Origin of the sequence: Acinetobacter calcoaceticus ANC 3811 (assembly GCF_000399665.1) — a bacterium.
GTDB lineage: Bacteria > Pseudomonadota > Gammaproteobacteria > Pseudomonadales > Moraxellaceae > Acinetobacter > Acinetobacter calcoaceticus_B.
In genome coordinates this window covers 58,542-83,682 of sequence record NZ_KB976986.1, presented here as the reverse complement: position 1 = coordinate 83,682, position 25,141 = coordinate 58,542, and the positions used below count along the sequence as shown (strand labels likewise).

18 protein-coding genes and 1 pseudogene are annotated in these 25,141 nt (G+C 37.1%); 9 read left to right on the top strand and 10 right to left on the bottom strand.

Annotated features, from left to right (window positions below; genetic code table 11):
* Nucleotides 1-247 precede the first annotated feature (247 nt).
* Together radA and F935_RS01625 are read left to right on the top strand one after the other, a co-directional pair.
* Nucleotides 248-1,636, top strand: a complete 1,389-nt coding sequence (gene radA, locus F935_RS01630; RefSeq protein ID WP_016137303.1) for a DNA repair protein RadA — start codon at nucleotides 248-250, stop codon at nucleotides 1,634-1,636.
* An 82-nt stretch (nucleotides 1,637-1,718) separates the two neighbouring features.
* A complete protein-coding gene (locus F935_RS01625) occupies nucleotides 1,719-2,711 on the top strand; it encodes a Tim44 domain-containing protein (protein WP_016137302.1) in 993 nt (330 codons plus the stop codon).
* A gap of 58 nt (nucleotides 2,712-2,769) precedes the next feature.
* Here F935_RS01625 and epmA read toward each other — a convergent pair whose 3' ends face one another.
* The 5 genes from epmA to F935_RS01600 all read right to left on the bottom strand — a co-directional run bounded on the left by epmA (nucleotide 2,770) and on the right by F935_RS01600 (nucleotide 8,730).
* Complete coding sequence (gene epmA, locus F935_RS01620) at nucleotides 2,770-3,744, bottom strand: EF-P lysine aminoacylase EpmA (RefSeq protein ID WP_016137301.1); 975 nt, start codon at nucleotides 3,742-3,744, stop codon at nucleotides 2,770-2,772.
* Nucleotides 3,741-4,808 carry a 4-phosphoerythronate dehydrogenase gene (locus tag F935_RS01615; protein ID WP_016137300.1) on the bottom strand — a complete coding sequence of 356 codons (1,068 nt, stop codon included), beginning with the start codon at nucleotides 4,806-4,808 and terminating at the stop codon, nucleotides 3,741-3,743. Before F935_RS01615 ends, epmA begins: the two co-directional genes overlap by 4 nt.
* A 107-nt stretch (nucleotides 4,809-4,915) precedes the next feature.
* Nucleotides 4,916-5,308, bottom strand: a complete 393-nt coding sequence (locus F935_RS01610) for a YkvA family protein (protein ID WP_016137299.1) — start codon at nucleotides 5,306-5,308, stop codon at nucleotides 4,916-4,918.
* 150 nt (nucleotides 5,309-5,458) lie between these two features.
* Nucleotides 5,459-6,244, bottom strand: coding sequence for a formate dehydrogenase accessory sulfurtransferase FdhD (fdhD, locus tag F935_RS01605; protein WP_016137298.1), 786 nt, complete (start codon nucleotides 6,242-6,244; stop codon nucleotides 5,459-5,461).
* 77 nt (nucleotides 6,245-6,321) lie between these two features.
* Nucleotides 6,322-8,730 carry an FdhF/YdeP family oxidoreductase gene (locus F935_RS01600; protein ID WP_016137297.1) on the bottom strand — a complete coding sequence of 803 codons (2,409 nt, stop codon included), beginning with the start codon at nucleotides 8,728-8,730 and terminating at the stop codon, nucleotides 6,322-6,324.
* 396 nt (nucleotides 8,731-9,126) lie between these two features.
* Between F935_RS01600 and F935_RS01595 the strand changes: the two genes are divergently transcribed.
* On the top strand, nucleotides 9,127-10,269 hold the full coding sequence (locus F935_RS01595; protein ID WP_016137296.1) for a glycerate kinase: 1,143 nt from the start codon (nucleotides 9,127-9,129) through the stop codon (nucleotides 10,267-10,269).
* 51 nt (nucleotides 10,270-10,320) lie between these two features.
* Entirely contained in the window at nucleotides 10,321-10,926 is a 606-nt protein-coding gene (locus F935_RS01590; RefSeq protein ID WP_016137295.1) for a nitroreductase family protein, read from the top strand.
* A 75-nt stretch (nucleotides 10,927-11,001) separates the two neighbouring features.
* Here F935_RS01590 and F935_RS01585 read toward each other — a convergent pair whose 3' ends face one another.
* On the bottom strand, nucleotides 11,002-11,577 hold the full coding sequence (locus F935_RS01585; RefSeq protein ID WP_035365992.1) for a TetR/AcrR family transcriptional regulator: 576 nt from the start codon (nucleotides 11,575-11,577) through the stop codon (nucleotides 11,002-11,004).
* A 672-nt stretch (nucleotides 11,578-12,249) separates the two neighbouring features.
* On the opposite strand from F935_RS01585, the gene F935_RS01580 reads away from it, so the two are divergent.
* The 3 genes from F935_RS01580 to F935_RS01565 all read left to right on the top strand — a co-directional run bounded on the left by F935_RS01580 (nucleotide 12,250) and on the right by F935_RS01565 (nucleotide 16,306).
* Entirely contained in the window at nucleotides 12,250-12,681 is a 432-nt protein-coding gene (locus F935_RS01580) for a GIY-YIG nuclease family protein (protein WP_016137293.1), read from the top strand.
* Nucleotides 12,682-13,269: 588 nt separating this feature from the next.
* Nucleotides 13,270-14,967, top strand: coding sequence for a VPA1262 family N-terminal domain-containing protein (locus tag F935_RS01570; RefSeq protein ID WP_016137291.1), 1,698 nt, complete (start codon nucleotides 13,270-13,272; stop codon nucleotides 14,965-14,967).
* Complete coding sequence (locus F935_RS01565; protein ID WP_016137290.1) at nucleotides 14,957-16,306, top strand: hypothetical protein; 1,350 nt, start codon at nucleotides 14,957-14,959, stop codon at nucleotides 16,304-16,306. Before F935_RS01570 ends, F935_RS01565 begins: the two co-directional genes overlap by 11 nt.
* A gap of 434 nt (nucleotides 16,307-16,740) precedes the next feature.
* Here the strand turns inward: F935_RS01565 and F935_RS01560 are convergent, their stop codons facing one another.
* Both F935_RS01560 and F935_RS01555 read right to left on the bottom strand, forming a co-directional pair.
* Nucleotides 16,741-17,487, bottom strand: coding sequence for a hypothetical protein (locus tag F935_RS01560; protein ID WP_080645658.1), 747 nt, complete (start codon nucleotides 17,485-17,487; stop codon nucleotides 16,741-16,743).
* Between the two features lie 140 nt (nucleotides 17,488-17,627).
* A complete protein-coding gene (locus tag F935_RS01555; RefSeq protein ID WP_016137288.1) occupies nucleotides 17,628-17,963 on the bottom strand; it encodes a hypothetical protein in 336 nt (111 codons plus the stop codon).
* 265 nt (nucleotides 17,964-18,228) lie between these two features.
* Here F935_RS01555 and F935_RS18945 point away from each other — a divergent pair.
* Nucleotides 18,229-18,536, top strand: a pseudogene (locus F935_RS18945) (hypothetical protein).
* 100 nt (nucleotides 18,537-18,636) lie between these two features.
* Nucleotides 18,637-19,452, top strand: coding sequence for a hypothetical protein (locus tag F935_RS01545; protein WP_016137287.1), 816 nt, complete (start codon nucleotides 18,637-18,639; stop codon nucleotides 19,450-19,452).
* A 123-nt stretch (nucleotides 19,453-19,575) separates the two neighbouring features.
* Here the strand turns inward: F935_RS01545 and F935_RS01540 are convergent, their stop codons facing one another.
* Complete coding sequence (locus F935_RS01540; protein WP_016137286.1) at nucleotides 19,576-20,454, bottom strand: MetQ/NlpA family ABC transporter substrate-binding protein; 879 nt, start codon at nucleotides 20,452-20,454, stop codon at nucleotides 19,576-19,578.
* A gap of 466 nt (nucleotides 20,455-20,920) precedes the next feature.
* A complete protein-coding gene (gene posA, locus F935_RS01535; RefSeq protein ID WP_016137285.1) occupies nucleotides 20,921-24,919 on the bottom strand; it encodes a delta-poly-L-ornithine synthetase PosA in 3,999 nt (1,332 codons plus the stop codon).
* Nucleotides 24,920-25,141: the final 222 nt, after the last annotated feature.

Here is a 25,141-nt window from a genome sequence, read left to right as displayed (position 1 = left end):
TTTTTAAATTAAAAAGACGACTCGATTGCCCGTTTTCTAATGTTCAATTTCAGTCCTTCATCTGTTTATTAAAAAATACCCCTTCTCGACCTTAATCTTTTAAATTATCTAACACATGACAATGACCTAATATTTTCGTTGTTTTAAATTAAGCAAAATGTATTCCACTTCAAAACTGATTCTCTATTTTGGTTTTGATATACTCTGTTTCTACTATTAATTTAGAAGTTTTTAACTGAAGTCGAATATGAGCAAAGTCAAAACTGTTTACCGTTGCGAACAATGTGGTGCTGACCACCTTAAATGGGCAGGTCAATGTTCAGAGTGTGGTGAATGGAATTCTTTGACTGAAGTCAAACTTGAGCCTACCACTGCTCACCGAGCACGACCAAAAAATGGCGGCTATGCAGGCCAAGCTGCAAATATTACAACGTTAAATAAAGTCACTTTTTCGCATGAAACCCGCTTACAGACTGGCATCAGCGAATTTGACCGCGTACTTGGCGGAGGCTTAGTTACAGGTTCTGTTGTCTTGATTGGTGGTGACCCCGGTATTGGTAAATCGACCATTCTTTTGCAAACAGCAACCCATATGGCAAGTGCAAAAAGCTCTGCACTTTATATTACTGGCGAAGAGTCTTTATCTCAGGTTGCACTTCGTGCTCAACGACTTGACTTGCCTACCGACCAGTTAAAAGTCATGGCCGAAACCTGCGTAGAACGAATTTGCGAAGTCTTAGAACAAGAAAAACCTGTCGTGGCTATCTTAGATTCGATCCAAACGCTTTATACGGAAACGCTCCAATCGGCACCGGGCGGTGTTTCACAAATTCGTGAATCTGCTGCTTTACTGACGCGTTATGCAAAAAATAGTGGCACAGCGCTATTTCTTGTTGGTCATGTGACCAAAGAAGGTGCACTGGCAGGTCCACGTGTTTTAGAACACATGGTGGATTGTGTACTTTACTTTGAAGGTCAGTCAGATTCGCGCTATCGAATGATTCGTGCAGTTAAAAACCGTTTTGGTGCGGTGAATGAACTGGGTGTATTTGCCATGACAGATAAGGGCTTACGTGAAGTTGCTAACCCTTCTGCCATTTTCTTGAGTCGTTATGATGAAGCGATTCCCGGTTCAATTGTCATGATTAGCCGTGAAGGAACTCGTCCTCTTTTGGTCGAAGTCCAAGCCTTAGTTGATGATGCTCAAGGACAACCACGTCGCGTAGCATTAGGTCTTGACCAAAACCGTTTAAACATGCTGCTTGCTGTAATGCATCGTCATGGCGGTGTCCAAACCACAGGTCAAGACGTCTATGTGAACATTGTAGGTGGCTTAAAGATTACCGAAACAGGTTCAGACTTAGCAGTTTTGTTAGCATGTGCTTCAAGTTTACGGACTAAAGCTTTACCTCAACAACTTGCAGTTTTTGGAGAAGTTGGCCTTTCTGGCGAAATTCGTCCTGTACCAAATGGTCAAGAGCGTTTAAAAGAAGCTGCAAAACATGGCTTTAAGTATGTGATTTTGCCAAGAGGTAATGCGCCGCAAAAAGCAATTCCAGGCGTACAAGTGATTGCTGTTGCCCGTCTGCATGAAGCATTGACTGAAGCAATGCAACTGAGTGATGAATTGACATAAAAAAACATACTTTTATGGTTGAAATTTAGCGTAAATACCTTCATAAATACTATTACAATTTAATTTTAGACAGGAATTTCCTATGGAAGTACACCAGCGTGGCTTGATTACCGGTATTTTAATGGCTGCTTTAGCAATTTCGCCTCTTGCTGAAGCTAAACGTGCAGGTGGTGGTAAAAGCCACGGTATGGCACGCTCTACTACTTCAAGCCAGTCTTATCAACAACCTCGTCAAGTGACTCCTGCTCAACAACCTACTACTGCACCTCAACGATCAGGTCCGGGTGTTGGTTCAATGGTTGCAGCTGGTGTGGCTGGTGCTGCCGTAGGTGCTGTTGCAGCAAATGCTTTAGCTGATGACAAACCAACATCAACTGAACATCAAGCAACTCAAGCTGGAACAGAACAAGCTGCTCAAGCGCAACAAGAAGAGAAAAAAGGTGGAATTCCTAGCTGGCTTTGGGTATTACTTGCAGCAGCTTTAGCCTTTTTTGTTTTCCGCAAATTGGGCGCAAAAAAAAAATTAGCGGGTAATAATCCTTACGCACCAAATAATGATGGTCAAAACCCATTTGGCCGTTCTGCTGCACCACAAGCGACACCACGTAATGCTGGAGATAATACAAATATCTTTGGTCAATCTGTTGGTGGCGGTGCAGCAACCCAAGCTCCTTTTGGTAGTGCAACAACGAGCAATGGCAATCAACTTCCAGATGGTAGTGAACCTGCTGCTTTCTTACGTATTGCACGTCAACGTTTTAATCATATCCAGTCGATGAATACTGCAAGTAACATTGAAGAAATTCGCCGTTACTTAACACCAGAACTTTATAGTTCTATGTATAACGACATCATGGAAAACCAAGATCAAGACGTTGCTGAATTTAGCAATCTGAATGCGATGGTTGTAGACAGTGCGACTGAAAATGGTCAATACGTTGTAAGCGTACGCTTCACAGGTACCGTGAGTGAAGATTTAAACAGCTTGCCACAACCATTTACTGAAATCTGGCACTTTGTTAAGCCTGCTGGCTCTCAGCAAGACTGGGTTGTTGCAGGTATTCAACAAGCCTAAGCTGAATAAACCCTAAATAAAAAAGCCACAATATTGTGGCTTTTTTATTTGTCAGTTTTTAAGCAATTTCTGCTGGAAAGGTAATGACTTTTTCAATTTTAACCTGATCCATGGCAACCATAAGTAAACGATCTACACCTAAAGCAATTCCTGAGCATTCTGGCATATGAGGTAAAGCTGCTAACAAATGTTCATCTAAAGGCATAACATGAAGACCTTGCTTAGCCCGCTCTGCATTATCTGCTTCAAAGCGTGAGCGTAACACGGCTGCATCGAGCAATTCATCGTAAGCATTGGCAAGCTCTAAACCTTCAATATAAACCTCAAAACGTGCAGCAACCTCTTCCCCATCTTCATCTACTTTCACTTTTGCCAAAGACGCCATTTCTGGTGGAAAGTCAGTTAAAAAGACAGGCGCATCAAACCCTAAACTTGGTTCAACAAAATGCGAAAATAACAAATCGATATAAGCTAAACGGTCATCGCCTAAATCAAGATTTAATCCCACACGATTTGCCGTATCTTTGAGTTGCTTCAATGTTGCTTGTAAAGGGTTGATATCGAGACGATCTTGAAAAGCATGTTTATAACTTAAAATAAACGGACGAACTTCACCAAAGCGATGCTGCAAACAAGTCTGCAATAAATCGGCGGTTTCATGCATTAAAGCTTTTAAGTCTAGACCCGGACGGTACCATTCGAGCATGGTAAATTCACTATTGTGTTTACGTCCGTGTTCATCGTCTCGGAAAACCTTACAGATTTGATAAATCGGTCCACTACCGCTTGCCAATAATCGTTTCATGGCAAACTCAGGCGAAGTCTGTAAATATTGAGTCTGTAATTTGCCATTAATGTGACGCAAAGCCTGAACAGAAGCTAAATGAACATCGGTGACACCTGCTTGCGAAACAATCGGTGTTTCCACTTCCATGACATCACGTTCAGCAAAAAACTGACGAATCTGGTTATAGAGCTTGGCACGTGCTTTTAAGGCATCAATTGAACAAGTAGGTTGATAACTTAAGCTCATGCCTGCGGTCCTCCATGTGCTGCCCATTCACGGCGCAGCGGGTAATTCTTACGTAATAAATCAAATGCTTTTTGCTCAACTTTGCCCTCTTTAATACAGGCACGGATGTTGGCATCATCTTGAGCAATATCATAAATCTGAGCTAATTTTTGCTTTAACACCGCTTTTAAATCATTTCCTGAAAAATAGTCGTCACATGCAGGCAACTGTGTTTCAAAACGTTTATTTACATCAAAACCGAACTTTTGGCAGAATGCTTCATAAATCATTTGGGTACCGCGTGCCTTACCTTCCAAGCTATAACCAGCAATATGCGGTGTTGCTAAAGCCAACATATCGATAAGTTCTTCAGATATGACGGGTTCATGCTCAAATACATCGAGCACAACTTTACGCTGGGTACGCTGAATATCTTCGATTAGAGCAGCTTCTTTAACGACTGGACCACGCGCACTATTAATTAAAATTGTGTCAGGTTGAAGTGCTGCAAACGCTTGCTCATCAAACAGATGATACGTCGCATGTTCACCATTTTTGGTTAAAGGCACGTGAATTGAAATTGCATTGGCTTGTTGCAAAAGCGTTTCTAAATTCACATTTTTAATTGAATCTAACTGCACAAATGGATCAAAGCCAATTACGTTCCAACCAAGCAACTGGGCCATATATGCCAAACGCTTACCGACGTTTCCAAGCCCCACTATTCCTAGGGTAAATTTTTCTTGTTGTTCTAAAAGGTTCGCATCTAAATGAAGTAAAGCAGTAATGACATATTCAGCAACGGCCTGCGCATTACAACCTGCTGCATTTGCCCATGTAATGCCTTGTTTTTCTAAAGCAGGAATATCTAAATGATCGGTCCCGATTGTGGCACTACCCACATATTTTAATGCTGTATTTTCAATTAAGCTTGCATTCACCGCAGTCACTGAGCGAACCAATAATGCTTCTGCATCTTTTACATCTGCATGAGTTAAGGTGCGTCCCGCATGGTGTTGAATATCGCCAAACTCTGAAAAAAAGTAGTCGGTAAATGCCAAATTTTCATCTGCGACGATTTTCATTATCTGCAACTCAAAGCTTATAAAAACTTTATTATCCTTTGAGTTGTAGCAAAGCACAATGTTAATGCCTTTAAATTCACGATTCTCTATCTTGCACTTTTAAGTGCTTACAAACCGCCGCCAAAATAGAAATAGGCCATTACCGCTAGCGTTACCCAAACTAAAATAATTAACACAGCTACCAAATAATTTTGAGGTCGTCGCTCCTGCTGTTCTAGCCATTCATCAGCTTGTTGTTCTGCATCTAAAATGACTTGCTTAGGCGTAAAGCGAACAGCTAACCAAATAAGAAGTGGCAAAATTAAAGCATCATCAACAAAACCTAAAATAGGAATAAAATCTGGAATTAAATCGATGGGACTAAAAGCATAGGCAACAGCAATTACGGCCAAAATTTTAGGCAATATCGGCATTTGAGGATGCTTTGATGCAAACCAAAGCATAATAATTTGTTTTTTTAGACGTTTTGCCCAATCTTTTAAGGACTGTAACCAAGCCACTCGGACACACTCTGAACGATATAAGTCTGATCATAAAGTATAAAGCTCGTACTTAACTTAAAATTAGGCAAAATAGAAATGTATATTTCCCTTATGTTGAATCATTCTTTTTATTTAAGCTGCTCTGTTCAATATTTCGATGCATGACCTTTATGTATATAAAACGAAATCATCTCCACGACAAAAGCTGGCTAAAGTTAGGCCAGATATTTTTGCGAGCCGAATAGCCATACTGGTTGGAGCAGAAATTGAGGCCAATAAACCAATATTAAGCTGCGCACATTTACGAATTAATTCGTAGCTTGCACGACTGGTCATAACAACAAAACCCAAACTGGTGTCGTAGTTTTCTTGAGCTAAATAACCTAACAATTTATCTAAGGCATTGTGACGGCCAACATCTTCAAACAAAGCCATGATTTTGCCTTGAACCACCCAAGCAGCGGCATGAGCGCCACCCGTTAAGGCAGTAATTTTTTGTTGATCTTTTAAATGAGAAATCGCGATTGGAATTTGTTCAAGCCACTCTTTGGAAGGTTCGATGGTAATTTTAGGAATATCGAGCTGAAGCTGCTCCAAACTTTCAATGCCACATAAACCACAGCCTGTACGACCCACCAACATACGCCGTCTTTCTTTTAATGCAGCAAATGCTCTGGATGAAATGGTCATATTCACTTCAATTCCCAATTCACTTTCATGAACCTCAATGGCATATAACTCTTTTAAGCTCGTTAAAATTCCTTCGGACAGACTAAAGCCTTTAGCGAACACACTCACATCGGTAGGCGTTGCCATCATCACTGCATGAGAAATGCCGTTATATACCAAAGCAATCGGATGCTCTTGAACAATATTATCTAAAACACTTTCAGATTCGGTTTTCTTAAACCGCTTTACTTGTAATGTTTCAACCCCATAAGAATGTGGTGTCAAAATAATTTCCTTTATCTTGAAATGGCGCTTGTTTAGAGCGCCATTTGTTTGAATTACATTTTTAATATCGCTTTTGATTAAAGGTTGCTTACTTTCTTATCTGCATCTTCAGGGTCAACTGCCGTTGCCAAATTAAAGTGTGCAGGTGAATCACCAGCATGCAATATCACCGGAACACTTTTTGAAGCTGGAATCTTGGCGTATTTATCATGACTGCTTAACGCCACCAAAGGATTGGTCTCTGGATAGTACGCAGCTAAGCTGCCCCGCGGAATGTTGTACGGCACAATGCGGAAACTATGCACAATACGTTTAACACCATCTGAGAAAACACTTTCAATATCAACCCACTGATTTGCTTCAAAGCCCGCTTCATCAATATCTGCTTGATTCATAAACAAAACACGGCGCTGCCCAAAGACCCCACGGTAACGGTCGTCGAGACCATATAGCGTCGTGTTGTATTGGTCATGAGAGCGAGTGGTCATTAAGGTATAAACTTTGCTCTCGGTATAGGCGGCAGCATATTGATTTTCTTTATCGCCATAAACTTCATTGAGTGGTGTAATCATAAACTGCGCTTTACCACTTTTTGTGTTCCAGATGTGCTGATTAGCTGGATGCTCTAGATGGAATCCACCCGGGTTATAGACTCGCAAATTAAAATCATGGAACTCATCAAAAACCTCAGCAATTGAGTCACGAATACGGTCATAACTTTCAATGTACCATTTCCATTTAATCTTGCTGTCTGGCAGCACCGCTTCAGCCATTCTTGCCACGATGTCTGGTTCAGATAAAATATTTTCAGAAATTGGGATATTACGCCCAGCCGACAAATGAATATTACTCATCGAATCTTCGACTGAAATGGCCTGCGGGCCATGAAGCTGCTCATCAATTTCGGTACGACCCAAACAAGGTAAAATCAGCGCCTCTTTACCACACACCAAATGGCTACGGTTTAACTTGGTTGCAACATGAACGGTTAAATTACATTTTCTAAGCGCTTCTTGGGTATACGGCGTATCTGGCGTCGCAACTGCAAAGTTGCCACCTAAACCAATAAAGACTTTGACCTCACCTTCAGCCATCGCTTTAATCGTTTCAACGACACCATGCCCATTTTTTCTTGGAGATTTAATCCCGAACACGCGGTCAATGTTGTCGAGTAATTTCGGGCTAGGTAACTCATTAATGCCCATGGTTCGGTCGCCTTGCACATTACTGTGCCCACGAACTGGACAGAGCCCTGCACCCGGACGACCAATTTGCCCACGAGCCAATAATAAATTCGCTAACATGTGTACATTGGCTGTTCCGTGGCGATGTTGAGTAATGCCCATCCCCCAACAGAAAATTGAACGCTCAGACTCTAAAAAGAGCTTGGCTAACTTTTCTAAATGTTCTGGTGATAATCCCGAGTGTTTATAAATATCTTCCCACTCAGTTCGCTCCACCTCAGCAATCATCTCGTCGAAACCGATTGTATTCACCGCAATAAAATTTCGGTCAAAAATGCTTGGTTTACCTGAAGCGAGCGCCTTTTTATCCCACTCATTTAGGTGCTTTAAAATCCCTAGCATCAGTGCATAGTCACCACCAATTTTAGGTTGGAAATAATAACGACTAATTGGGGTACTGCCGTTAGTCATCATTTCAAGTGGTGCTTGTGGGTCTTGGAAACGCTCTAAGCCTCGCTCTTTAATCGGGTTAATCGCAATAATGTTACCGCCACGTTTAGACACTTCACGCAAAGTTCCTAACATACGCGGGTGATTGGTTCCGGGGTTATGCCCAAAACTAAAAATTGCATCGGCTAAATCAAAGTCTTCTAGGGTGACTGTGCCCTTTCCTAAACCAATCGAATCAAGTAACCCAACGCTTGTGGTTTCATGGCACATGTTCGAACAGTCTGGGAAGTTATTTGTTCCAAAGCTTCGCACAAACAATTGATATAAAAATGCTGCTTCATTACTTGCACGGCCAGAGGTATAAAACGCAGCTTGGTCTGGGTTGTCTAACGCGTGTAAATGCTTAGCAATAATCTGAAATGCTTCATCCCATGAAATTGCGACATATTTATCGGTTGCAGCATCGTAGCGAACTGGGTCAGTTAAACGACCTAAGTCTTCTAGAAAGAAATCACTTTGTTCTGATAACCAACTGACGGTATGGCCTGCAAAATATTCGGGAGTCACTGTTTTACTGGTTGCTTCAAATGCAACTGCTTTTGCACCGTTTTCACAGAAGTTAAAGGCGTGAGCATTTTTCTTTTCTGGCCATGCACAACCGGGACAGTCGAACCCGGTAGGCTGGTTAATATTGAGTAAGGTAATCGAACCTTTTTTTAAAATATCTTGCCGCTTTAAGTTTCGAGCGACACTGAGTAGTGCTCCCCATCCGCCCGCAGGATGAGTATAGGGTTCAATTCGTGCAAAGCCGTTATTTTCCTGAATATGCTTTTGTTCTTCTGAATTATCCACTTTGTCATCCTCTTATTACTTTTTACACATTCTATAGGTGCAATAAATTCACAAGTTAATTATGGTTATATCTACGCTATTTGCTGTTTATCTTAATAAGTAAAAGTCCACTTTTATCTTACTCATGATATTTAGAGGCAGCCTCAACGCTCGTTATAATATGTGCCATATTTTTTATAATTACAATCATTCAGCCAAAACCAAAACTTCATTTAAATTCAAAAATAACAATATCTTAAAAATATAAAGACTTATTTTTTACAGATAAAAACATAATTCACTTTATATTTAAAAAAAATAGAAATGATGTGATGAGCTGAGATTTACGTCATTTTAAGTAGGTTTTTATTGGTTTAAGCAGTATAAATTAATTGAAAAAACAGATTCAGAGAACTTATGAAGGTTGTGATTGCGCCAGACTCTTTTAAAGACAGCCTATCGGCTTTGGGTGTCGCTCAAGCCATTGCTCAAGGATGGCAAGAGGTTTTTCCAGATGCTGAAACGCTGTTATGTCCAATGGCAGACGGTGGTGAAGGAACCATAGCAGCTGTGTTGGAAGTCTGTGAAGGTGAATGGCGTGAAAAAACCGTATTAGGGCCATTAGGTCATTCTGTTCAAGCAAGATGGGGATGGTTAGAAAAACAAAAAATCGCCATCATTGAAATGGCTCAAGCGAGTGGCATACAGTTAGTTCCAACGTCTGAGCGTGATGCCTGCCATAGCACAACTTTTGGAACAGGCCAACTCATTTTGGATGCTTTAGACGCTGGTGCAAAAGACATTATTTTAACTGTGGGTGGTAGTGCAACCAATGATGGCGGTACAGGATTACTCAGTGCTTTGGGCGCGGTTTTGCTCGACACGAACCAACAGGTTTTACACCTCGGTGGACTCGCGCTCAAAAACCTATCAAAAATTGATTTAACGCATTTTGACCCACGTATTCAGCAAACACGGTTTTTATTGGCTGCCGATGTCACCAATCCACTCTGTGGCCCAAACGGGGCATCTCATATTTTTGGTCCACAAAAAGGTGCTTCCCCTGTTCAAGTAGAGTTACTTGACCAAGCACTTGCCCATTTTGCCGATGTCTCTGCGGAGCTTTTAGGTTGCGACAAACGAGATGAAGCTGGTTCTGGCGCTGCGGGAGGTTTAGGTTTTGCAGCCAAAAGTTATTTAAACGCAGACTTTAAAGCTGGAGTTGAAGTTGTGGCTGAACTCAATCAGCTTGCCAGTAAAATCACTAACGCTGACTGGGTGATTACAGGTGAAGGTAAATTTGACCGACAAACTTTAAATGGCAAAACAGTTTTTGGGGTGAGCCGAGTCGCGAAAATGCAAAATATACCTGTTATTGTAATTGCAGGAACTTTAGGCGAAGGCTATCAAGCGCTTTATGAGCACGGCGTTACAGCTGCATTTTCGCTGACTAATGGTCCCATCACATTAGAACAAGCCTGCGAACATGCAGCAGAACTCATTTTCGATAGAACCATTGATATTGCTAGATTAATTAAGTTTAATCAGAACCACCACTAAACATTACTTTATTATTTTTAAAACGGTTAAACCAACAAATAGGAATATCTTATGAACGTTATTGATGCCATTCAGCAACGTCGCGCTATTAAACGCTTCGATCCTTCATTTCAAATCTCTGAAGAAAATAAACAACAGTTATTACAAGAAGTTTTAGCAAATGCGCCAAGTGCATTTAATTTACAGCACTGGCGCCCTGTTGTAATTGAAGACGCTGAACTTAGACAAAAGATTCGCACCATTGCTTGGGATCAACCACAAGTGACTGAGGCTTCTTTACTGATTGTGTTATGCGCAAAAGTAAGCTCGTGGGAAGCCGATGCTAAACGCGTGTGGGATGGCGCGACTCCAGAAGTGCAAAATATTATGGTAGGTGCAATTGACCAATATTACCGTGACCGCCCACAAACCCAACGTGATGAAGTTATGCGTAGTGCGGGTATTTTTGCTCAAACCTTGATGCTTCTGGCTCAAGAGCATGGTTTAGACAGTTGCCCAATGGATGGTTTTGACTTTGATGCGATGGCGAAGCTCATTAACTTACCTGAAGATCATGTGGTGTGCTTAATGATTGCTGTTGGTAAGTCGGCATCTCAGCCTTACCCACGTGTGGGCAAACTTCCTTACGATGATGTGATTATTCAAAATACATTCTAAGTTTTTAAAATTTTAGGCTTCCCTACGATGTTATTTTTTAATATGAATCGTTGGAAGCCTTTAATTTTGTATTCATCATAAATCTGATTTTGAGCCATGTTTAAACTGGATCAGAAAATAATCTAGTAATCTCTCCCTTTCCCCTGCCTTATTGGGGTCTAAAAGTTGAACCATCGCCCCATCAATCACAAATAAGAACATGTGTGCATCTTGTTTTGAAGCATCTTGATTGGTTGTTAAAAACAAATTGTGGATTTCATTAATGAACCAGTTTCGATATTCAACAACTACTTGATATGCCTTTGGATGTGTTTTCGAAATCTCAAAAATAGCTTTGAAAGGTAAATGGTAGAGTCCGTCTAAGTCGGCATGTAAAAAGTAAATTTTGCGCAGTTTTTCAACTAAGGTTAATTCTTTTTGAACATAGATGATGGAAATTACCTCTTGTTTAAGTCCATCATTTTGAAAGGTTAAACTCATTTCAATTAGTCTTTCTTTTGAGTGAAAGTAATTATAAAAAGTCGCTTTTGGGATTTTCGCCGACTCAATAATGCGGTCTACTCCAACATTATGAAAGCCATATTTATTAAAAAGATAGCGAGAAGTATGCAGTACGCTTAAAGCACGAAATGGCAGATCTAAATGTGGCATAGTTTTACCGTTATAAAATTCTTGTTGTAGATAAGCGAGATACTTTTTTAGGAGAAAAAAGGCATAGCAAAGCCGTAAAGACTGTGCGTGGCACATCTCAAGTTTTATTGTTGATTAAGTTTTTTGGTCGTAATGATTTAAAGCTTGAAAAGCGCAATTGCCATCAAACTGCTTTAAAAGTTTAAGTCGTGTCGATATAGACTTTGGCAAAGGCTGCCAAGAAATTAAGAATGTGCAAAGCCAACTCCTTTTTATTGGGAGTTCTGCCAGACATTTATAGAATTATGGTGGCAGAACGAAAGGGGGTTAGCAGACTGGCTCAAGACCCAGCACACCCGAAGGTGTCCCCCTTCCGTCCTACCGCAACAAAAGGGAGACGAACGAGTTCACATTAAAAAAACGAGTTTTTTCAATGCTCTTGAGTACGGTCTGCTAAAACCGACTGGCAATGTAGGCCAGCAGGCAAAGGATAGTGCTCTACCCTTTTTCAGTCAAGCACACAAAATGACATTTGTTTTAAATTAGATCATTAAAAAGTAAGGATAAATAATGAGTGAGTTATTGTTAAAGTGGGGTTTATAAATGAGAGAAAAATAATCTTAGGAGGCTGTTTTGAGAACTTAATAAGATAATATGTTGATTTTAGAAATTCTTAATTAATAAAGTAAAAATATGTATCAATCATTTATTGGAAATTTAAAAAATCAAACTAATAATTTCTTTTTATTACATTGGAGTAAGGACTTACTAGGTGATGCGCCTCAATGGTCAGAACTTCATACCGATTTCAGTAAATCTATTCCGAGCTATGATAAGCAAGGTGTTTATGCTTTCATAAAAGGAGATGAGGTTACTTACATCGGAGTTGGAACATCTCGAGGATCTGGCCGTTATAAAGGTAATGGGCTGAGTGCAAGAGTAATGAAATATTGTCGATACATCGACAAAAATACCTATGGTCCAGTGGATGAAAGGTTAAAAGAAGCTGACGCAATTATGACTATTGGTTTTGAACCAGAACATGCTTATATAGCCAACTCATTAGAAATATACCTAATTTCAAAACTTCATCCTAAATATAATTTTATAAAAGTCGGTATGTAAAATTATCTAATTTTGAGTATATTTAATATAATGGGCATTATATTAAATATAAAAAAGTTAAGCCCGATCATCATGACTTAGCTTTGAAAAATAAATAAAGTAGCCCGTATTGAAAAAATATTCAATAGTTAGGATTCAAGAAAATGTACTACTTTACAGAGGATCCCTTCTAGGTAATGTTACCTAGGAGGAACAATGGAAAAACTGAAATATCAGTATCAAAAATTTATAAAAATACCACATTCTAATGTCTTTTCTGAAGTACATTCCTAATATGAAAAAAGTGTATTATAAGAATTCAATACTAAGCAAGATAAGAGCTTTTATTCAATGCATTTTATTGAATATAAAGATTATCCTTTTAAGCTTTATGTAGCCCGTCTTAGTTTAGTTGATGCATGGGATGATCTTCCAATATATTTTCACAAAGTTACTAAAACTTGGAAACATAATCCTAGGAGGGCACATCAAAGCACACAAACAAAAATTAAAAATGGGAACTGATTTTTTATTATTTAGACGAAAGTTATAATACAAAACTCTAAATTTAGGTTAAAATTATTTAATTAATATAATATTTTGCTTACAATGAAATCGTCAATAAGTGTAGAACCCCAGCTATCTGAAAAGGATAAGTTTGATCTTTATTACAAAGATATGGAACATCTACTACAACCTCATATTTTAGGTTTTTTTAATTGTATAGAAATTATTGAAATAGGATTATTAATAGATAAATCCATTGTAAATGTTTTAACAATTGCTATTGCCGCTGACAAAAAAAATGTAAAACTGGACACTGATCAATATCTTACTGCTGGACTAGTTAAAATCAACTATAAAAACTATAAGTTTGGCATTAAAAAATACTATAAAAGTATTGGATCATTTCTACTAAACATTAGAAATTTAACTGATAAAAACATATGGACGATGTCTAATGATGAAAAAAACCACTCCACTCTATCCAATTTAAAATTTAAAAATAAAAAGTTTGTTGCTCCAAATAATTTTAATGAAGTACCTATTAATAGTTTACTTAAAAATAATTTTTTTAATGGCTCTTATATTTATGAATGGATTAATACTACAAAAGATGAATTAAAATTTTTACTAGAAAACCCTTCTGTTCTTCAAGATTTATCGAGTAAAATTCAACAGAATAATCTTCCTATACAAATATCTGAACTTTCAGATAAAATTGGAAACTATATTTTCCAAATTCCTATTAATATTTTTAGTAGTAAATTCTATAGAGATAAGAGTACTAGAGAATTACATTGTGAAATAGCATGGCATCCTAGCACTACTCCACGCCCATTAGCAATTATTTGTGAAAATCCTCAGGATGATGAACTATTAGAACAAAAAAATGTAATTTTAACATCCTCAGATTTAAATGATTTCATAATTCCATTTCATTCTGATCTTCCACTTATTGCAAGTATTATTGATTATAATGAAAATCTAATTCTAAGTAGTACAAAGCCAACTAGTTTTATTAATACCATACACTTTAATACTCATGTAAAAAATTATAACTCTACTCATATCAGAAAATATATTGAACCAGATGGCTCAGAAATAGAAATATTTTTACAATCATCTGAATATGAAACACCAATTTTGGACTGGACTGAGGAAAGGATTTATAAAAATGACATTGAAAGATCCAAGGTTAACAGAGAGTTCGTTCAATATAAGACCTTACCTACAATTAGTAAAAATGAAGCTCATAAAAAAGCTCTGACAGATATTCACTGGCTAATAAAGAAATATGGTCAACTAGCTGTCTGGTTATGGGATCCATACCTATCACATGAAGACTTAAAAGAAACTCTATTCCGAAATCCTTATTTAAATAGTCAAATGAGAGCAATTACAGCGTTATATAGTCCATCAAAATCAATATGTAATGAATGTTATGAGATTTTATGTACTGAATGTAAAAGGCAATTTTCTATAGAATACGCAGAAGATTTAAGTCAAATTAAAGAAAATTTTAATCAATATGATACAGTATTTAAGGCCTCTATAAATTTAGAGTTTCGTACTACAAGAAATGCAAATAATGGTAAATTTCACGATCGATTTATAATTTTTCCTCATACGCAAGAAGGGACTTTAGCTTGGTCTTTAGGCACATCAGTAAACGGTTTTGGTAAAAGCCATCATATTTTACAAAAAGTAACCGATGGACAAATGATTGCTGATGCTTTTGATGAATTTTGGCAATCACTTCAAAATGAAGAATATCTAATATGGCGTAATGAAGATGAAAATTAATAATGAATTTATAGAAGATGTTCTTCAATATAATATTTCAGAAGATGAGATAAGAATATTGGAAGATTTTTGTGGTCACGAATCTCTAGATAATATTATTCACGAACTAAATCTTAAACTACCTAATAAAAAAGTTGATTCTTTATTAATCTCTTGGATTATATCAACACTTATTAGTCCAGTTAATGAAGATAAAATAAAAAAAGTTTTAAATATATTTTACAAAATAAAGCAAGAAGATATCCTAAAAAAACTAGAACCCTATCATTTTAAAATACACCCACAAAATATTACTCTTATTGAGGATATATTTAAAAATTCAATGACAGACAGACAATATACTTTTAGATTGCAAAACAATTTAAAAAATATCAATAATTTCATTGAGATGGGTGCTTGGGAAAAAGTTTATTCCTCACTTCATTTAGCCCATACAGAACTTAAATATTATATAAATTTTTCTTCTATTCATGCTTTTTACATGCTTACACAATTAAAGGATAAGTCACAATTATATAAACTAATCCTAGGAGTTCGTGATATACCTTATTTATGGGGTTTCTTCGCAAATCTCCCTCCCTCATTAGTTTTAGATCTTACATATGACTCTCATGATCATCATGTAATATTCTGTGTATTATCTGCTTTATTCCCATTTGAACATTTAAATTCCATCTCGCTAACAGATAGCGAGGAGCAATTAATAGCTTCACTTTTATATAAACCAGAATATGAAAAAAGTTTTTTAATGGAAATTCTTAAGATATTTAATACTTATCCTATACGTTATCCAACATTACAACGTTCATTAGGTAAAGCCTTAGGTGACTCAAATGATGAGACATATATTAACCTTTATATCAATTCCCTATCCTTAACCCCAATTCCTTCTAATGATAAAGGTAGGGAGCATATACAATTATGTCTTGAAGAGTTTGAGAAATTAGCAGCTGATGAGCTTAAAATCGGATTATATAAAACCGCGTTTCGATTTTGGTCAGAATGGGCATTTAACATCCCCCAAGATGGTTATTTATTTGATATAAAATTTAGCTTATTAGATTTCGCAATTATAAAATATTATAAAAATACATTTTCTGATAAAGAAATTAACATTCTGATTGAACAAAAAATTGAAGAACTCTCTGATATGGATAATAACTGGTATAAAAATTCTAGTGAATTTACCACTCAATGGTACTGGTATCTATCTACTTTACAGCCTTTATTTCATCTTCAAATGTTAAACAGTGATACTGAGCTAAATTATCTGCAAGTTAATAAAGAATACCAATTTGAAAATTTAGATAGATTTATAAGCATCCGCATTAGAAGCTAATCATTTTTCTAACTATTTAATTTTAGTATTCGTCAAATAAAAAATTTACCTATTAAACTGTATTTATATCAATTTTAAGGAAGAGATTTATATAAAAGGCATGAAAATTTTAACTTATATGATAATTAAGAGTTGAGATCATGTATCAAAATACATTAAAAGTTTTGATTTTATTTAAGATTTAAATATCAAGATATCTATCTTTTACCCCCCTTGTTTCTACAGAGGCTTTTTTCAATTCAACACTTAATTATTTATGAACCCAAGGCACAGCCGATGAACCAATCCAAGCGGATTTAGCCGGAATATTTTCACCTTTAACGACCAAAATTTGAACAACCATTAACTCTTTTAAATTCTAAAAATAAAATTGACAGTAATACTACAGCTGAAATGATTAGGCTAAATAAAGATGTTTTTAACATGAGATATTGTCAGTCTGATAGTTGAAACCAAGGCTTTTTTGGCTTATTTCCAATATATGCAGGGCTAACTTTAATTGGCCCTTGATCTTTTTCGCATTCTTGAACACCCCACTCACTAGGGCGAAAACGCGCATTAGATCCATCGGGTTCAGGTTTACCAAATTCTTTTTGAATATCATGATCAATTAATGGAATTTCAAGTAGTACGATGTCTCCACGAGAACAAGCGATTGTAGGATGCTTTGTGTCGTCAACCCATTTACCATAACCATTTTCCTCATTAGGATCAAAGCGCATAACTGAACCTATTTGCTGATCCCACGCCAACTCCATTCGAGGAGGCTCCATCGCAGTTACCCACATCCCTGCGACTTTTACAGGATGAGGGAAACGTACAGCCTGTAATCCCCGTAAACTTAAGGGTAATTGTGGCTCACCATTGTCAAAAGCATCATAGCGACTAATTAAGCTCCCTTTGGGAATCAATAGTTCGCCATATTGTGCATCTTGAGATAAAACGAAATGACGGCGACTTTCCTTGTAATGCTGCTCAAGTGCGAACTCATACTTTACCGATGCCATCATATAAAATAAATAACCTGCCCACAGGTCACATATCAAAGCCAATAGCAGAATGAATAATGTCTTTTGAGAAAAGAACATTACAGGCTTTTGAGCCTTCTTTCGCCAAAAGAATAGTACTTTCACCAATAAACCTAGTGTTAGTACAACACCAATCAATGGGACAATAAACAATAGAAAAATTGCAAAAAAGGAGAATGGCTGTATGGGTATCATAATTTTTAAATCTTTAACTTCATATATTTTATATCCACTCAATTCTATAGATACTTAATTTATTTCATATAAACTGTATTTAGTGTTTTAGGAAAAATTTAAATATTTAAGCCCAAGATTGATTCCCTAAAGGGGTCAAAAAGAATTTTTTCATTACGCTCAATAGCTTTTTCTAAAAAGCTTATTATTTTAGAAATTTCATCTATAAAAGCCGTATAAATTTCAATGAGTTTTTTAAATTCGCTAATTAATTGATTAAGCTGTTTATCACTATATAAATCATAATCCACATATGAAAGATCTGAAATAAGTGGAAGTGACTTCTCATCAAAAATTGAAACTAAAATATCTGCAAATTCTTTTTGAATTTGATAGGCGAAAAGAGACTCACCTTCATCGATAGAGTTAATGGTCCAAATATGAACTAAATACATTCCTAAAATTCTTCCTATACCTTTTAATTTTGATATTTTACAATGTACTTAGCACATGAAAATTATATAAAATTGACTCACGTACAATATATGTGAATTTAAGCATACTGTTTTAAATAGATTTAAGCTAAGCAGGATAATCGTAGTTTAGCTTTTAAAATCAACAATACAGTTCGTATATGACAAAATATTCAATATGTAGGATTAAAGAAAATGTACTACTTTGCAGAGGACCCCTTCTAGGTAATGTTACCTAGGAGGAGCAATGAAAAAACTGAAATATCAGTATCAACAATCTGTAAAAATACCACATTCTAATGAGTTTTTTCTGAACCACTTTCCTAATATGAGAAGTGTGTATTATAAAAAATTCAGTACTAAGCAAGAGAAAAGCTTTTATTCAATGCATTTTTTGAATATAAAGATTACCCTCTTAAGCTTCGTGTAGCACGTGGTCCCAGTTTAGTTGATGCATGGGATGATCTTCCAACATATTTCCACAAAGTTGTTAAAAGTTGGAAGCATAATTCTAAGAGATCACACCAGTATTACAAAGAACATAAACAAAAATAAAAAATGGGAGCTAATTGCTCCCATTTTTTAAATCACTTAAAGCATATTACGTTGATTTTAGGAAATTTAAAAATTTACCTTATAATTTAAAGGATTGAATATGGAATTAGATGAAGTTGGTCACTATGTTAATTTCATGGCTGAAGGTGCCGAGTTTGATCCATGTTCTGAGGAACCACCACAAGAACGCTTGTATCAGGCTCTACGTGAGGATGAAGACATCGCCAAGAAGTTTGTCATTATCACCAATACCCATGCAGCATTTATTCAATTCCTAGAAGAAAATGAAGATTATTGGCAATTTTTTGATGAAGGCTGTATGAAATGGCAAAGCTGTATCACACTGATGGCAATGAGTGAGTATTATCCTGTACGGATCAGAGCAGTTGATGCAAGTAAATTGATTGCCCATCAGCTTAAACATGACAGTAACCCTAATGTTCGAGCAGCTTGTGTTAGTCGATCAACTAATATTGCTAATGAGCTCATGCATGATGAACACCGTTTTGTCCGTGCAGCCTGCGCTTTGCAAAGCGAATCTCTAGGCTTGGCGTTAATGCATGATACTGATGATCTTGTACGAGAATACTGTACCAAGTGGGAAGCGTGTGCAAAAAATTATGTCGAAGATACATGTGAGGCAGTGAGGTGGCATTCTATCTGTCGTCACCCACACCTCGCGAAATGCTTTATTTATGATCCTTCGCCTACAATCAGGAAATTATGCTTTCATAAAGACACGGCTTTGGTAGAGCTGCTCAAAGATGATGCTGATAATGATGTGCGAATGAAGATTTTGGTTGAGCATCCTGAAATGGCACAATACTATCTGAATGATGAAAACGAATGTATCCGCAATATCGCTTTAGAGAAACTAAAAGCACGGGAAATGACTGCGTTTACACTTACGCATTAAAGTAGTAAAACTCATAGTTTTTCTCAATTTAAAATAATGAGCGTTATATGAAATATAAAAAAAAGCTAAGCCCCGATTACCGAGGCTTAGCTTTGAAAAATAATTTTAATTAAAAAAAATTACTTATTTGATGTCTGTAAACTCAGAAACAGGTTTGTTAACTTCAACTTTTGTACCTGCAAATTTTTCGCTCACAAACTTTTGTACTTTAGGTAAGTGGTAAAGTTCACCTAACTTCGTATAGATCGGGTCATTTTTATTCGCTTCAGCCACACCTAATAAGTTCACATAAAGCTTTGTAGACTGGTCAACAGGTTCACGGAAGATAGAATCTTTCAGTACGTTTAAACCGCCTTCAAGTGCCAATGTATTACCCAATACAATTGCATCAACGTCGTTTTTAACACGGACTGCTGTTGTCATTTGAATTGGTTTTAATTTTAAACCTTTAGGGTTTTCAGCGATGTCATTGGTTGTCCCTTTTACAGGGTCAAAGTCTGGTTTAAGCTTAATAAGTTTAGCAGACTGTAATAATGTTAATGCACGCGCTTCGTTAGCAGTATCGTTTGGAATCGCGATTGTAGCGCCTTGTGGGAACTCATCAACAGTTTTAACTTTATTTGCATAAAGACCCATTGGTTCCAAGTAAGTTGTCGCAACAGCAGCAACTTTAGCTGTATTAGAAGCGTTGTAAGCTGCTAAATAGTTAAATGACTGGAACGCATTTACGTCTTGTTCGCCACTTGCTACAGATGTGTTCAACACAACGTAGTCAGTCAAGTTAGTCACTTCGAGTTTAATGCCTGCTTCTTTAGTTTCAGGAAGCGTTGCAACATATTTCCATACGTCAGTGTCTGAACCTGTTGAAACAAGTTTAATTGTGCGTACTGACTCAGTTTTGTCTTTAGCGGGTGCTGTATTTTCAGTTTGTGCAGGTTGTTTATTACATGCAGTCAGTGTGAGTACAGATGCGCTGAACAGGACACTAAATAATTTTTTCATAGATACATCCTAAAATAGGAAACGCCTACTCTACAAAAGAGCGTGGCATTCCCAACCATTGGGTCGAAATGCAATATTTGGCTGGAAGTAATTTCCAGATATATAAGGGTTTAGAAGCCTGAATTCAGCCTTATTTCTTCCTTGATCTTGCTCGCTGAACAACAGAATTATGTTTTGAATCAGTTTCTAAATATTGGATCATCATATATCAATAAGTGAATATTCTACAAATAACTTGTTCAATTCTGATATATAGACGTGCTCTTGGTAAGGCACTGATAATAAAAAACATATTATATAAATAAAACAGTTTTGATTAAAATATGTACTTATTTGATTTATATGAAATTTTCAGGATTTGTTAGCAATATTTAAGCTAACTATGACTGTAATTTATGTCCTATGTATAAAAAAAGCCCCTGTTTTCACAAAGGCTTTTAAATTAGTTAGTTAAACTCAGTTTTAATTACTTATGAACCCAAGGCACGGCTGGTGAACCAATCCACGCAGATTTGGCAGGAATATTTTCACCTTTCATAACCAACGTTAATGGCCCTAACACTGCATGGTGGCTAACGTTGGCGTTATATAAAATAATACTACGTGAATTTACAACCACATCATTTCCAATATTTACTTGTCCAATTTTCATAATACGATCTTCAAACAAGTGGGTTTGTGGGCCTGAGAAGCTATTAAACTCAGCACGGTCACCAATAGTTACACAGTCAAACTCAGTGATATCGGCCGTATCCATGTAAACATCTTTACCAATTTGAACACCCAAAATACGCAAGAAGAATGGCAACATTGGCGTTCCTCTTAAGTAATTTAAGAAGTTTGGAATCGCAACTGATTCATATAAGCTGGTAATCCCTTCGCTCAACCATACAAACATTGTCCACATTGGAGCAGAACGCGGTTGATAACGACCAATTAAAGTCCACTTCATCAATGCAACAATAATGAAACAGCCAACACCATACAGCAAACCAGCAAGCGTTAAAGCCAACAAACCAGTTAGGATGTTATATTTATTAATAACATCAATAATCTCAAGCACGATCATATAACCGACACCAATTGCGAGTGCGGCTGGTAATACAACACGAAGGCCTTCAATAAAACCACGCATGAAACGGCGCTTGAAGCTTGGTTTAAACGTTAAGTGGTCAGGATATTTTTCGGCAGCTTCACGTGCAGGCAATAATAATGGCGGCGAACCAAACCAAGTTTGACCATCATACATTTCAAGGTTATCTGGTGTTTTTGACTGTACGCCAATTAAAACGTTATCTGGTAAAACAGTTCCATCAGCAATATAAGCACTATTTCCGACAAAGCTACGATTACCGATTTTGGTCGATTTTAATGTCATCCAACCGCCTTTGATTTCTTCATCGCCCAACATTACCGCATCGGCAATAAAGCTTTCTTCACCCAAAGTCAGCATTTCAGGAATAACACCATTTGCGGTAGAAATTTCAGTATTTTTACCTACTTTCGCCCCTAACATACGGAACCATGTAGGCGCATAAATCGTAGCAAACAGGCCGTGCAATGTTTGTAAGCTTGTTTCTAAAATTTGAGATGCAAACCATTTACGATAATAGGTGCTGCCATGAACAGCGTACGTTCCAGTCTCAAGACGAGGCAATGCAATTTTGCGTATTGCTGAAGAAATGACAGCAGTAATCATCATCATCATGGCACTAGCTGGAATCGCTAAAGCAAAATAATAAAGTGCGATTTGCAGGTGGTTATTCGGATTAATATTAAATACGTTTACATCTAACCAATCGACCAAAAGGAAACTTGGGAAAATTGGAATAAAGAACAGACAAGCAATAATTAACGCGCTAACACCATAATATCCATATTCAGCAATCTTACGAATGAACGATAATTTAGGTCGTTCTGGCATTTTAGCGTGTTCATCTACATGCCCTATTTTTTTAGCTGGCGTACCATCCCAAATTTCTCCGGCTGGCACAACCGTGTCATATTCAATTGAAGTTAAGGCATTTACATGAGCTTGTTTTTCTAACACTGTATTTTCTTCTAATACAGCATACGACCCTACATAACTATCTTCTTTAAGATGAATTGAACCCAACACCAAATGACCATGTTCGACTTTGGCATTTTCTAAATTCACTTGAGAGCCAATACTCACGCCATCTTCAACAGTTAATAAAGATGGCATGCGAATATGAACTGAACTAATGGTGACATCATGTCCAATTTTTGCGCCCAGTGCTTTTAAATAGAGGTTAAGTAAAGTTGAACCTGACAATAAATAAACTGGTGAAATATTGCTAATACGGTCTGCTAACCACCAACGGAAATACGTCATTCCCCAAAGTGGATAACGCCCTGCACCAACGCCTAACATTAATAATCGTTTGACGGCAATTGAAACGACGAAACTGGTAATAATAACGCTAATATAAACCAATAGAGACAACGCGATTGCATATGGAATACTGTCTCGGGTTCCACCTGTAAAATAGTGATAGGTAAAGAATGGCGCTAACCACTGCAAAATATTAATCGAAATTAAAACTGGAATGGTTGCAAGCTGTGCAATACCACATAACCATTTATAAGTTTGATTACGCGGGTTATCTTGCCCAATTTGGCTATCAAATAATGTTGGCTCTGGTTGCTCCAACATTAAAGCTGCAATTGCCCCCACTCTTCTCGCTTGATATAAGCTTTGAATTGTAAGATGGCTATATTGAGGATGTTCACGCAAATTTGAAACTAAAACAGCGGCTAAAAGCGAATGCCCACCTAAATCATCAAAGAAATCTGAATCTAGTTTAATCGGCATGTTAGGAAACAGGCGATTCAAAATTTCAAATAAAATTTCTTCGGCTGGATTTTGTGGCTGGTCAGATTCACTGCGGTCAATCACACTCGTAAGCGGTCTTGCTTTTAAAGCCTTACGGTCAATTTTTCCAGATAATAAACGCGGGACTTCTTCAATAATCTCAAAACGATTCGGCACCATATAAGGTGGTAAACGTTGAGCTAGAGTATGACGAAGCTGCTTAATTTCTATGGGCTGTTTTGCATCAAGCTCAGCTGCAATAAAGGCAATGAGCTGATCAATTCCGTCTTCTTGACGTAGAATTACTGCTGCGGTTCCAATACCATCAATATCACAAAGTGCTGCTTCAATTTCCCCGAGTTCAACACGGAAACCACGAATTTTTACCTGATCATCAGCACGACCTAAGCAATGTACTTGACCAAATTCATCAATTTTTGCCAAATCACCAGTACGGTAAAGCAACTCTTCATCCGCACTCATTGCCCAAGGGTTTTCAATAAACTTATCAGCCGTTAAGTCAGGTCTGCCTAAATAGCCCGGTGCTACACTCGGACCGAAAATACAGAGCTCACCTGTTTCACCTTGAGCCAATAATTCTCGTTCTGCGTTAATCACCAACATACCGTAGTTTGGTAATGGTTTCCCAATTGTGACGGGTTTACCACGTTCTAACGACTCAAGGCTTGCGGTAACCGTAGTCTCAGTTGGACCATAAGTGTTAAACATTTGATGGTGAGGTAATGCCCAACGGTCAACAAGTGAGTCTGGGCACATTTCCCCACCTAAGTTAATAATTCTTAAGTTAGGTACATCTTCAGGGAATAAAGCCAGTAATGTTGGAACAGCATGTAATACTGTAATTTGTTCCTGCTTTAATGTTTGGCATAAACGTTCAGGGTCACTGACAAGCGACTTAGGTGCAATCCACAAAGTTGCACCAACCAAATAAGAAAGCCAAATTTCTTCAAACGACATATCAAAAGCGACAGAAAAGCCTTGATAGACTTTATCTTGCTCTTGAATATCTAAAATATTATTTTCACTACGCAGAAAGTGACAAATATTTTTTTGAGTAATTACAATCCCTTTCGGCTTACCCGTTGAGCCTGACGTATAAATAATATACGCAGGTTGATCGGAGGTCGTTCTAGCTAAAGGAATATTTTCACTGAGTGGCTTTTGAAGTTCAGTATTTGTCCATTTTGTTTGTGGCACTTCAGCTAAGTGTTCATACCATTCATCGGTAGTGATCATCCCGACAGCTTCGGCATCTTCAAGACAAACCGCAATACGGTCGGCTGGCGTATCCATATCAAAAGGAAGCCACGCTGCGCCACTCAAACAAATCGCCAATTGGGCTTTTAAAAGCTCGATGCCACGAGGTACCCATAACCCAACAATATGACCTGGTTTTACCCCTCTTATTGTCAAATGTTGAGCCATAATTAAGGCTTGCTGATATAACTCCCCATACGTCAACGTTTTATTTGCTTCAATTAAAGCTGTTTTATCTGAGAGATTTTGAGCAGTTTGAATAAAAATATCGGCGAGTACTTCATCTTGCAAAAATTCGGGGTGAAATTTACCACGAATAATATTCTTCGAACTTGTTACGAATTGGTTCATTTTTTATAACTCACTTTAATTTTTTGATTTAGCTAAAATAAAGTCATGTTTGAGTTTTTCTGACCTATTAAAGAAATCAATTGCTATGTAATAAATTAAAGAGTTGAACTTAAATGAAGATTAAAGTTTTTATTTTAAGAGTGGATTGTGAGTTATTAAATGAGAAGAACAATCGATTTTTATTACTTATAAATCAAACTAAGATGACAATAAGGAAAAATA

Coding starts and splice junctions, on each gene's coding strand:
- F935_RS01580 (WP_016137293.1), top strand. CDS start 12,250: ATGTATCAATCATTTATTGGAAATTTAAAAAATCAAACTAATAATTTC.
- F935_RS01615 (WP_016137300.1), bottom strand. CDS start 4,808: ATGAAAATCGTCGCAGATGAAAATTTGGCATTTACCGACTACTTTTTT.
- F935_RS01625 (WP_016137302.1), top strand. CDS start 1,719: ATGGAAGTACACCAGCGTGGCTTGATTACCGGTATTTTAATGGCTGCT.
- F935_RS01570 (WP_016137291.1), top strand. CDS start 13,270: ATGAAATCGTCAATAAGTGTAGAACCCCAGCTATCTGAAAAGGATAAG.
- F935_RS01540 (WP_016137286.1), bottom strand. CDS start 20,454: ATGAAAAAATTATTTAGTGTCCTGTTCAGCGCATCTGTACTCACACTG.
- F935_RS01595 (WP_016137296.1), top strand. CDS start 9,127: ATGAAGGTTGTGATTGCGCCAGACTCTTTTAAAGACAGCCTATCGGCT.
- F935_RS01590 (WP_016137295.1), top strand. CDS start 10,321: ATGAACGTTATTGATGCCATTCAGCAACGTCGCGCTATTAAACGCTTC.
- radA (WP_016137303.1), top strand. CDS start 248: ATGAGCAAAGTCAAAACTGTTTACCGTTGCGAACAATGTGGTGCTGAC.
- F935_RS01585 (WP_035365992.1), bottom strand. CDS start 11,577: ATGCCACATTTAGATCTGCCATTTCGTGCTTTAAGCGTACTGCATACT.
- epmA (WP_016137301.1), bottom strand. CDS start 3,744: ATGAGCTTAAGTTATCAACCTACTTGTTCAATTGATGCCTTAAAAGCA.
- F935_RS01555 (WP_016137288.1), bottom strand. CDS start 17,963: ATGTATTTAGTTCATATTTGGACCATTAACTCTATCGATGAAGGTGAG.
- F935_RS01565 (WP_016137290.1), top strand. CDS start 14,957: ATGAAAATTAATAATGAATTTATAGAAGATGTTCTTCAATATAATATT.
- F935_RS01545 (WP_016137287.1), top strand. CDS start 18,637: ATGGAATTAGATGAAGTTGGTCACTATGTTAATTTCATGGCTGAAGGT.
- posA (WP_016137285.1), bottom strand. CDS start 24,919: ATGAACCAATTCGTAACAAGTTCGAAGAATATTATTCGTGGTAAATTT.